This window comes from Acinetobacter lwoffii (assembly GCF_024129715.1).
Classification (GTDB): Bacteria; Pseudomonadota; Gammaproteobacteria; order Pseudomonadales; family Moraxellaceae; genus Acinetobacter; species Acinetobacter lwoffii_U.
Genome location: NZ_JAMXXM010000037.1, coordinates 1 through 9,483, shown reverse-complemented (window position 1 = coordinate 9,483; position 9,483 = coordinate 1). Strand labels below are relative to the sequence as shown.

Below are 9,483 nucleotides of genomic sequence, written 5' to 3'. Positions count from 1 at the left end.
GTGAAAAAATTGTCTAATTTATTTCGGTCAATGTTTTAGTATATACATGATATTTAATAATAATTTGACATTATCATCTTTTTTACTTAATATCTAATTATCAAGTTAATCTGTTTAAGTGAAAGTGCTTCAAACTAAATCTTTCATCCAGTACAAGAAGCCACCTTTTTAGGTGGTTTTTTGTTTTTAAAAATTAAAACATGAATTAAAATCAAATGATTAGAATGAGGCTAATCGTCTAAAAATTCTTGAATATCTTGCGGTGTGACGACCTTCTTAGTAGGCAGTTTTTCAATAGCATCATGGATACACTTTATCGCTTCCTCTTGCATCATCGTCCCTGCATCCTTATCGGGATCTTTGAGATCTTCATCATTCATAAACTTTTCCATCCTTTAGGCTGTAGTGCTTGCTATGACCATGCTCTTTAACGTACTCGGCTTGTCTTTGCATGAACTCAAACTCACGCTGTTCTGCCCTTGAAATGCTGTCTTTGTCGGCTTGTGACGGCTCATTCGACCTACAGTTCAGAAAGCCAACACCGCAGAGGACGACAAGAAAAAAAGCTAAACTTCGTTTAGTTTGTTTAGTCATTTGGTTTATCCCTACCATCAGGTGCAGTTTTCCTAAAGCCTGTGAATTTCAGGAAACGATTTGCAAGGCTATCTTTGATTTTTTCTTCAATCACGCCACCGCTAAGCTTTGCACCTTCCGTATTTTTCTGTTTCAGGCTCTTGGTTACATGCCGTCTTTCGATTTCATATAGTGAAAGGATCTCATTTTCTTTTTTTACAATCTGCGACTCGTCCAAGCCTTCTCGATAGCTCTCGATTGCATCTTTCAGCTCGGCAAAGGAATGATATTTAAACTCAAATTTTGAAGCATTAAAGCCTGCCCTGCTTGCCAATTCTTTGATTTTAAAAGCATTGGTTATCGGTAGGGGAGCAGTTTTAGCTTTACCATCTTTCGCACGAACGGCTTTCGACTGCTTGATAGCCTTGCCATTAAAACGCCATTCGATTTCACTGACAATCTTACCTACATCACTCGCAGTACCGCTAAATGCTGGCATGTGCTTTACCAAGAAAATAGCATCACTGACACAGCCCGCAACTTCGGTTGGAGTCAACTTCACCATGCGTCCAATTTCAGCCTTAGTCGGTGAACTTGATTTTTTGGCATCAGCCGACAATTTCCTGTTTTCAATCTTCCGTTGATTTTCTATTTCAGATTTTTTCTGCGACTTCTTCGCCAAGATTGCTTGGTCTATCTTCAACTCAGCAATACGTTTCAGGTACTTGGCATAGTGTGGTGTGAGATGCCATGTCCAACGGACATTTTTCAGATTCCTTGCTGTTTCTCCGTTTTCGACTCGTTTCGCATCTAAAGCGGATTGCTTTTTCTTCTGCCGTTCTGTGTACTCAGATCTGCGTAAAACGAGCTTTTTAAGTTGGTCTTTGGTGTAGATGTAAAGTCGTTCATGCTCCCATTCAAGACAAGAAAAATCATCAGGATTTGGATTGGATTTGGTGGTGAAAGCCTTTTTGATAAAGTCTTTCTGCCATTGCACAGCAATTTTCTTTCTGTGTTCGGACTTGAACTTATCAGAATCGACGATTTCGAGATCATCAACCAATTTTTTATATACATCGGCTTGGGAACGGACACCGATAGGCAAAGTCACCAATAGATAAACCATGCACTTTTGCTTGGCAAGCAACGTCTGATTCAATTGCACAACCATGTGTCCTGCACATGGATGTTCAGGTGAAGTCGTGGCTCTGCCAAGTGCCACATTGTACTTCTTGATCAAAGAGGTCAAAGCACCTTCTGCCTTGTCTAAATCTATGAGCATTTTCTTATAGTAAGTAGCCTTGCCGATGGACACGCATTTGAGAATACCAATCATGGCAATTTCATCTGATGTAGCGTAAAAAATCATGCCCCCTTCCCTGCGCCTAAAATTCTGTAGTAGTAAAACTGTAACTGTAAAATCTGAAAAAGTGAACCTTCTGAATGAAATTAAAAGCCTTTAAACATAAAGCCTTGCGTAGCAAGGCTTTTAATAAAAAATAGCGAAGCTATTTTTTCAAACGGAGCTTTGCTCCGTTTCGGGGGCAACGAATTCTGTAACTAAGTCGTTCCTAAAATTAGCTACGAAGACGTTGCCCCCGACGATTTTTTCACCTAAAGTAGTCATCAGATGACGCAATTCTTTAAAAACAAGTTTTCTTCTTTTTGAAAGATGGATGCGCCCTAATCGTTTGACTTATCTCAAACAGGAGGGGCGACCAACCCTCCTGTTTCTCTTTGATCGGGAGGACTGACCATCCTCTTTCAATCACTTGTTAGCTTTCCTAGACAGTCAATAAATTTATTTATTGGTTGTGTACTACTAGGAAGGTAGTTTTACCCACGCTCGGCGAAGCGGACTGCCATGCCAAATGGCTCGGTCACGCTACGCAGGGGGCGGATGGAGAGCTTGCATATTTGCAAAAATACGCATCTCTGCGTCCTCTACCCGTTCCTTTTAGGAAATTTTATTTTGCACAGCCGTCTATATGACAAGTTGTGTGGTTTTTGGGCGACCATGAATGCCAAAATGAAGAGGAGTCGAAACAAGTCAGCGATTAGGACTTGTCTAGACGTTAGAACTCCTGTCTTGGGTAGGAATACCGCCCAAGATATGCCACTGAGGGGAGCATTACAGAGAAAAAAGTTGGTTGGTGAGATGTGCATCAATTGATTTTGGGGAACTGTAGCAAATGGCTGAAATAGAAATATTTCGAAGTTTGTGACACTTTCAGAAATGGAAGTGTCGTGTGAATAGCTCAACCGAACAAGCTTCTGGCTGATTCGGTTTGTTCGAATCAGTGTGAAGCAAGTGGGAAAAATTGTAGGAGTTTAATCCTGACCTTTAAAGAAACCGATGACATATTGCATTGGACACCTGTTAAGTGAGCTTGCGGAACGACGGCTTGCGTGTGACACGTCTGTGAAAGGACAAGGCTTTAGAGGTTATAGGAAGGCTGATAGCAGTTAATGTAGTTTTGGAGATAAGTGGGGAAGATGGTGCAGGTTCATGCGATTGTAAGTATGAACAGCTTGATTTTTAAAGCAACTGTTTCGGTTCATAGCCGATTCAACCATTGGGAGATTAGCCAAGTAGTAGCAACTTCACAAATTGCACTAATCAGAGCGACAACGGGCTTTTGGAAGTAACTTTTCAAGAGTAAACGGTCAAGTATAAAACGATTGTTCTAAGTGACGAGAGTCAACCAATAATTGGTAAACATCGACTTGTTAAAGAGTTTTGAGGACGAAAGGCTAAGCAGAGTAACCGTAAGGTTTTAATGTGGTCACAAGTAAAGAAGAGAACGAAATTGATTTTGCTATGGGTGGTTTCTATAGCGATTCAGCAAAGTGGGTAAGGGTTTGGTCGCCCTTGCTGTAAGCGATGTTTGGATACAGAGTGGTATCTGTAGATCAGTTTCAGTTGAGAGAAGTCAAAAGTTTGATGCCTTAAGCATCACCCCGATACGTTAATCGGAACGGGAGTAAACCCGTTTAAAAAAGAATCTAAGGTGTCGCCACCGATAATGGCGAACGGTGTTTGTACCTTGCCCTTTTTGGCTAAACAACTCAGGAGCAATTCCCTAAATTTGCAAGCTTTCAAAACGGCTTTTGAAGTTTTGGCGCAATTCTCAGCGATACGAGAACTATCTTATGGTAGTGTAACATTTTAATTTTTATGCCTTTTTTGACGACATTGCTTGCTTTCAGTTTGGTCACTGAGTTTTTGCAAATGCAATCGAGATCAAAAAACTTCATAAAATATTAACTTTCAATGGAGCGTCAAAACTCCAAATTAGTATTAACTTTTTGTTTTTACTAAACTTTTAAACTAGATTACTTAGTTACTTAACTGAAACTTTTTAATCTAGCGATTAATCTCCATCAAACGAGATTTATCACCAACTTTAAAAGGGCTATTGCATTTTTGCTTTAGCCCTTTTATCTATCTAAAAACACATATACCTCTAAATCTTCACCATTTGCGTTTTAAGCGACTTTCCTTAAACCATATACAAACACTAAGCCTAACAGCAAAAAATCAAATTTGACGCAAACTGTGAGTCTAGAATTTGTCTTTCGGCACATCCTGTTCACGATCTACCATAAAATCTTCTAAATCTTTTGAACCACCATACTTTTTAAAGAAGTTTTCCCAAGTTCCTTTTACTTTACGCTCTAAATCTTCTGCATTATCTACAGGAAGACTCACACCATTTTTCAAAAGGACATACGGAGCATCAAAATTAACGGTGATATTTTCTGAAAGTGCCGTCTTTCTGCTTAAAAGACTCACTTCTTCTACAAAAAAAGACACGATGTAGCCTTTGTCTGCATTCCTCAAACACTCGTTAAAGTCATGGTTTAAACTCATTCTATGAATAAATGCTTTTGGGTTCAAAGCAATGGAGTCAGCCATAATCTGTTTTCCTAAAGCTTCTCTATCCTCTTTAAACAATTTCAGATTTTTGGAGTATTTTTTGGTAGACATAAAACAATCTCCAACTGAGGATATAGCCTAAGCAAATGAGTGAGACAGTGTTTCGTGGAACATATTAAGAATTGACTCAAATGACAAGAACAAAAACCCCTTTACAGGGCTATTAACTGAGTTAGGCTTATTTGGTCTCATTTTTCTGTCTGCGGTAATATGTCGCACGACTAATTCCCATTGCTTCCCACGGCTTTGTTGATCTATCAGAATCAACTTTCACACCACGTTTAGATTTTTTACCACCAATAGCACCTTTTCTGCTTTGTCGATCTATAAACTCTTGGTAATAGTAACCGTCCTTTCTCCAACAGTATCGGCTTATACTCTTAGCAATGCCCTTTACTTCATTGAACGTCATTGGCTCAGGTAAGCCCTCGTTTAGGCTTACACAATGGGCAATCATTGCAGTTTCCCATTGCTTGTAGGTTTTACCTCTATACGCTCGTATCTCTTGATATGCGAAAGGACAAGCTGTGTGGAAGACATAACAGTTACGTCCTAAACCTATTGCTTCATGTCTTGAAATTTTTTCCTTTTTGAAAAATTTAGGTTTTGGAGGTAGGTCTATTTTTTCAGCAAGCTCACGGAGCGAATACGGTTTTTTTCGTAGCTCTGTGACACGCCAATTCAATGAAGCAGGGTTTTTCGTAATAGTTCCTGAATATGCCACGTCGGCATCAAATAGTTCTTGTAATCGCTGTATGATGGCGTGTGCGAACTCAATGACTTTCAACCTACTAGCATCTGTTTTATAAATTGGTTCTTCTAACTCAAAGACTATATGAGATCTGCCACCAACAAAATTAGCTGTCACAAAATTTGGTAGTGGTATTCCAACTCGATTGAATAAAATCTCTACAAGTGAATGTTCGTAATCTAGGTCTAATATTATATATTTTTGATAGTAAGGACTATTTAGCTGTATATATTTGTATTTTATAGCTATTTCTTTAGGACGAACAAGCAATCCTGTACCTTTTAAGTCAGTACACCATGGTTTTTTAGGTAAATTTTCAGTTAAATGCTCTAAAAATAAACTACTTATAATTTCGGTCAATGTTTTTACTCAATTGGCTTGTGTTATCAAAGCACAACAGGTAAAATGACAGCATATTCTAGGTGCTTGTAATACTTATCCTGTTGCAAGATCCCGAAAATGAAGCCCGCCCGCCAAGATGGGCTTTTTTTTCGACTACAAAAAAGTGTAACTCAAGTAGAATCAGAAGTTAAGATAATAAGACTGAAATCTATTTAATAATTAAAAATAACACCAATTACATGCCCTAAAAGCCCTTTCTTACGTGGTTTTAGCTCAGTTTCTGTTTGCTCTTTCCCTGAATACACTGCGGTTCTTATCGGCTGTGACTCACTAATAACTTGGGGAGCTATTTCTTGAGTAGCATCCTCTTGTTTACCACCTGAATCTTTTGGTGTTGGTGCTGAAAGTAGAGTCTGTAAAAGATGAATGCTTGTGTCTTTTTCTTTAATTTGATCTTTTAAAAACTGTTCAGTTTCTTCGGCTTTTTTAAGCTGTTTTTCTAACATGTCCACCTGTAACTGCAACCTGTCAACTTGTGTACCAATTTGTACATGAGTTGACTGTACCTTGGTGACGACTTCTCCCTTACCATCAGGTTCACCAAAAACTCGTATTGCTTCTGCAAAATCAACTTTTCCATCTGCTGATTTTGATAAATCTCCTTTATTTATACGTTTGTAGATGCTTTGTCGGTGTATTCCATATAGCTTTGAAAGTTCCCCTACTGTCATTTTTTTCATGATTTAATCCTTTGTACCTTTGTGTACCCAATATACATAAAAAGGGGACAAATAAAGGGGACAATTCGGTCAATGTTTTATATTTATTTAATTTAAAAGAGGAATCTTATTAAGTTGCTTTTTCTGCAGAATGATTAATGAGAGTTACAAAAACTCATGGAATATTGCTCAATAAGCAGGCGTGAAACGTGAATAATCCATAAAAAAGCCCAATCAGCATGGATTGGGCTTTTTTATATAAGATAAAACCATGATTTATATGAAATAAAAAATAGAATTTCGTATAAGGTGTATTATGTTAATTTTAGGAAATCTTTATTCTTAGATTTCATCTACTGGATTTTTGATATAGCTTCTTAGTCTAAAAATAATCAGATCTTGATAATATCGAGGTGGAACTTTTTCACCTAATAGCCAGCTTTGATATGTTCTAAATGGCACATTAAAAAGAATAGAACACATCGCCTTTTGACTAATATTTAATTCGATTTGAGCTTCTTTTAACTCGTCAACAAAGTTATATTCCATTTTGCCACTTCACAAATACGCACTGAGTGCGTATAATTAAATTAAAATTTTACTGGTTAGATATATGGAAGCTACTTCTGAACTCACATTCAGCGAAAAATATATTATCGCTGATACAATGTTACTAGATCTTGAAGACAAGTTTTCAGAAGATTTAATAATTAACAATGATCTAAACAGGAAGTTGGTTAGTTTCCAATCGAACAAAAGTGAACCTATTTTTCGATGGTTCCACTACCGTGAAGGGTTTTCGAAAGAACTCATCGAATACATCATTAATACTTTAGAGATCAAATCAGGAACCTTTTTGGATCCCTTTGCAGGAACAGCTACTGCCCCATTTACAGTACAGAATTATTTACAATCAAAAAGTTATGCTATTGAACTTATGCCGGTTGGAGTATTTTTCATTGAGTGCCGTAATCTATTTTCTCAAATTGGATATAAAAAACTTTTAGATTTTACTCAAAAAATTAAGACCTCACGAAACCAATGGTTATCTATAGATGAATATGATCAATTCAATCATATAAAAATTACAGATGGAGCCTTTACAACCGATACAGAAAAAGAACTAATGCAGTTCTTGAAATGGTCTGAAAGTACTAAAAATAATGAGTTCCATAAATTCTGTAAGTTTGTAGGTCTTTGTATTTTAGAGGCTATTAGCTTTACACGAAAGGATGGACAATATCTACGTTGGGATCATAGGTCCCCCCGTTTTGCTGATAAGAAGCCAAATACGTTCTCAAAAGGAGAGATTTTAAGCTTCTTCGATGGCTTATCAAAAAAAATTAATGACATAGAAACTGATATTCAAGAATCTAGTGAGCAACTTATTGAAGGTATTAACAATACTATTGAACTAATTCAAGGGAGCTGTTTAAGCGAAATTGAATTAATCCCTGATAATTCAATTGATGCAGTGATTACATCACCTCCTTATTGTAATCGTTATGACTACACTCGTACCTATGCTTTAGAGTTGGCATATTTAGGAATAGATGAAACTGGTATTCGACAATTAAGACAAGATCTACTTAGCTGTACTGTAGAAAATAAAGCTAAAGCATTTAGCAAGTATATTGATAAAGATACGCTAGAGTTGGTTGACAAAGTTTTTTATCAACAGCATGAGTTACTTAGTATCTTAGATTTCTTGGAAGATGAAGCTCGAAATGGAAAATTAAATAATAAAGGTATCGTCACTATGGTAAAAGGCTATTTTTACGATATGACACTACATCTTATTCAAGTATATCAAAAACTTAAGCTATCTTCTAAATATGTGATGGTAAACGATAATGTTCGTTACAATGGTTTAAATATACCTATTGATCTACTTCTATCTCGAATTGCACAGGACATTGGATATAAAGTAGAAAAAATATGGGTACTACCTAAAGGTAAAGGAAATAGCTCACAGCAAATGAAAATTTACGGTAGGTCAGAGTTAAGAAAGTGTGTGTATATATGGAGTAAGTAAATCCATATATACACCCTTTAATATTTCTTATTGAACAATCAAGGATACAACCTCATCCAGTTGATTCATTTTCATAAGATTTGCAGCAGCAGTCAGTTTGCCAGCTTGTAAATAATTAAATATTTCTTGAGACATACTGACTTCAATTGCAGCACCGATAAAATAAAGTTCAGGAATAGCTTTGTTGTTGTTTGTATAAACTTCAGCAATTCGGTCCAAGGCAGATCGAGCAGTTTTCCAATGTTCATCAGCACCAGCTGGATCTACACCACCTTTAAGTTCACCACATGCTATGACTTCATCCATATTGTGAATTGAACCTAAATTTCCACTTTTACCTTGTGTAACTATGAAATCTACCGATTTATTTAAAAAGTTTGGTTTTTTATCAAAGACTATCGTGCGTTTTTCATTATTTTCAACCCACGTTAAATCTGTGATTTTCCCAGTACTATTTTTATTAATAGAAACTTGATAACCATTATTTTGCAGATATTGTAGAATATGATTTGTAAGTAGATTTTGTGCTGCTTGCCCTACAGCATTTCTCATCACTCCACCCAATGCATCTCCAGACGTCAAAAAATAACGATTTACTAATTCCCTTTCATAGGAAGGGTCATTTATCTTCGTAAAATCAATACAAGTGTTAAGTAGATTATCTTGTTCAATTATCGACAAATGCTTTAAGCTCTTTTTAGACAACATACATGCTGATAATAAAAATTCACGTAATTGAGGGTTAGAGATAAGCTGTGATTGGGTTAAACGTCTATTTCTACCTAAAAAAATATCCGCTAAAAAGAAATATCCACTAGATCGGTTGAGTTTTTGTTCTGCTTGCCATTTAAAACCTTGAACGATATCCACTGGTGTAGAAACCAAATCTGCTGATTGCGTTACTGTTTGCACTAAAAGTTCCTATTAAAAAAATTAAGACATCTTAGACAAAACAAACATTTATTACGACAAGTTGTGTCGACTTAACATAAAATCTCTTATGCGAAATAAAAAATATTTAACTGTTTCTCTGTGAAAAAATTGTCTAATTTATTTCGGTCAATGTTTTAGTATATACATGATATTTAATAATAATTTGACATTATCATCTTTTTTACTTAAT

General features: G+C 36.3%; 9 protein-coding genes. 1 reads left to right on the top strand and 8 read right to left on the bottom strand.

Features of this window, described 5'->3' with window-relative positions; translation table 11 throughout:
- Window positions 1-230: 230 nt before the first annotated feature.
- The 7 genes from NI462_RS14195 to NI462_RS14165 form a co-directional block, all read right to left on the bottom strand.
- Entirely contained in the window at window positions 231-380 is a 150-nt protein-coding gene (locus NI462_RS14195; protein WP_253161158.1) for a hypothetical protein, read from the bottom strand.
- Window positions 373-594: a hypothetical protein gene (locus NI462_RS14190; RefSeq protein ID WP_253161156.1), complete on the bottom strand. Its 222-nt coding sequence runs from the start codon at window positions 592-594 to the stop codon at window positions 373-375. The genes NI462_RS14195 and NI462_RS14190 overlap by 8 nt, the downstream gene beginning before the upstream one ends.
- Window positions 587-1,942 carry a large ribosomal subunit protein uL4 gene (locus NI462_RS14185; protein WP_253161154.1) on the bottom strand — a complete coding sequence of 452 codons (1,356 nt, stop codon included), beginning with the start codon at window positions 1,940-1,942 and terminating at the stop codon, window positions 587-589. Before NI462_RS14185 ends, NI462_RS14190 begins: the two co-directional genes overlap by 8 nt.
- A gap of 2,196 nt (window positions 1,943-4,138) precedes the next feature.
- On the bottom strand, window positions 4,139-4,564 hold the full coding sequence (locus tag NI462_RS14180) for a hypothetical protein (RefSeq protein ID WP_253161152.1): 426 nt from the start codon (window positions 4,562-4,564) through the stop codon (window positions 4,139-4,141).
- Between the two features lie 127 nt (window positions 4,565-4,691).
- Window positions 4,692-5,624 carry a replication initiation protein gene (locus NI462_RS14175; protein WP_253161151.1) on the bottom strand — a complete coding sequence of 311 codons (933 nt, stop codon included), beginning with the start codon at window positions 5,622-5,624 and terminating at the stop codon, window positions 4,692-4,694.
- 194 nt (window positions 5,625-5,818) lie between these two features.
- A complete protein-coding gene (locus NI462_RS14170; protein ID WP_253161149.1) occupies window positions 5,819-6,346 on the bottom strand; it encodes a plasmid replication DNA-binding protein in 528 nt (175 codons plus the stop codon).
- Window positions 6,347-6,667: 321 nt separating this feature from the next.
- On the bottom strand, window positions 6,668-6,874 hold the full coding sequence (locus NI462_RS14165; RefSeq protein WP_253161146.1) for a hypothetical protein: 207 nt from the start codon (window positions 6,872-6,874) through the stop codon (window positions 6,668-6,670).
- A gap of 64 nt (window positions 6,875-6,938) precedes the next feature.
- Between NI462_RS14165 and NI462_RS14160 the strand changes: the two genes are divergently transcribed.
- On the top strand, window positions 6,939-8,360 hold the full coding sequence (locus tag NI462_RS14160; RefSeq protein ID WP_253161144.1) for a hypothetical protein: 1,422 nt from the start codon (window positions 6,939-6,941) through the stop codon (window positions 8,358-8,360).
- A 27-nt stretch (window positions 8,361-8,387) separates the two neighbouring features.
- Here NI462_RS14160 and NI462_RS14155 read toward each other — a convergent pair whose 3' ends face one another.
- Entirely contained in the window at window positions 8,388-9,272 is an 885-nt protein-coding gene (locus tag NI462_RS14155) for an AvaI/BsoBI family type II restriction endonuclease (RefSeq protein ID WP_253161142.1), read from the bottom strand.
- Window positions 9,273-9,483 lie beyond the last annotated feature (211 nt).

Excerpts from the sequence above, each read along its gene's own strand:
- NI462_RS14195 (WP_253161158.1), bottom strand. The coding sequence starts at position 380 with ATGAATGATGAAGATCTCAAAGATCCCGATAAGGATGCAGGGACGATG.
- NI462_RS14190 (WP_253161156.1), bottom strand. The coding sequence starts at position 594 with ATGACTAAACAAACTAAACGAAGTTTAGCTTTTTTTCTTGTCGTCCTC.
- NI462_RS14185 (WP_253161154.1), bottom strand. The coding sequence starts at position 1,942 with ATGATTTTTTACGCTACATCAGATGAAATTGCCATGATTGGTATTCTC.
- NI462_RS14180 (WP_253161152.1), bottom strand. The coding sequence starts at position 4,564 with ATGTCTACCAAAAAATACTCCAAAAATCTGAAATTGTTTAAAGAGGAT.
- NI462_RS14170 (WP_253161149.1), bottom strand. The coding sequence starts at position 6,346 with ATGAAAAAAATGACAGTAGGGGAACTTTCAAAGCTATATGGAATACAC.
- NI462_RS14165 (WP_253161146.1), bottom strand. The coding sequence starts at position 6,874 with ATGGAATATAACTTTGTTGACGAGTTAAAAGAAGCTCAAATCGAATTA.
- NI462_RS14160 (WP_253161144.1), top strand. The coding sequence starts at position 6,939 with ATGGAAGCTACTTCTGAACTCACATTCAGCGAAAAATATATTATCGCT.